The sequence below is a fragment of the Mesorhizobium sp. P5_C1 genome (assembly GCF_054049815.1).
Genome location: NZ_JBFULQ010001322.1, coordinates 1 through 641, shown reverse-complemented (window position 1 = coordinate 641; position 641 = coordinate 1). Strand labels below are relative to the sequence as shown.

At 55.5% G+C, this 641-nt stretch carries 1 protein-coding gene; it reads left to right on the top strand.

Going from position 1 to position 641, the window contains the following annotated elements:
• The first annotated feature begins 168 nt into the window (after positions 1 to 168).
• Positions 169 to 429 carry a hypothetical protein gene (locus ACXJ7R_RS35620; protein WP_457155873.1) on the top strand — a complete coding sequence of 87 codons (261 nt, stop codon included), beginning with the start codon at positions 169 to 171 and terminating at the stop codon, positions 427 to 429.
• Positions 430 to 641: the final 212 nt, after the last annotated feature.

Below are 641 nucleotides of genomic sequence, written 5' to 3'. Positions count from 1 at the left end.
GGATAAGGTTGATCGGGTGGTGTTGAAGAAGTTGGCGGAGCGCCTTCTGAAATCGGAAGCATCAACAGGGTAGGCATCAGAGGGGAGCTCGCTACTCCCTTCGGGGAGCCTGCTTGCGTTTGGGCTCGACTGGCGCGATGTTGGCCTTGGGGAAAGTGGAGGGGCAAAATGATCTCAAAATCTCGCGAGTACACAACGCCAGAAATATTAATTGCTAACACAGCTCTTATCCGATCGCTTTTTCTTATCTTAACGCACCGTGGTGTCTTGAACGATCAACTACTCGATGTGGTGTTCGCGATGACAAAGGAAGATATGAATCTCGGCGTGGGCGTGGATTCGCAGTTCACCAAGGGAGCTTGCGCCTTCGTGGACATGATGCGGGACAACATGAAGCCGAGCGCGCCCAGCCTGAAGACCAAGATGTAGGCGTGGTTCCGATCTACATCGCCGCGATCACCGCCTCGATACTCGGTGGCGCCGCCCTAGTGAAAATCCGCTCAGCGCTTCTGTAGCCACTCCGAAAGCCCCACCACAGGTCGCTCCCGTGGCGGGCTTTTCAATCCGGGACTAATTCGGGCGGAGCCCACTCTCTAGTATCCACGGGGATAATAACCCCAAGCACTCCTGCGGTAGCATCG

What these genes read in the sequence shown, in the direction of transcription:
- ACXJ7R_RS35620 (WP_457155873.1), top strand. Translation starts at nt 169, where the DNA reads ATGATCTCAAAATCTCGCGAGTACACAACGCCAGAAATATTAATTGCT.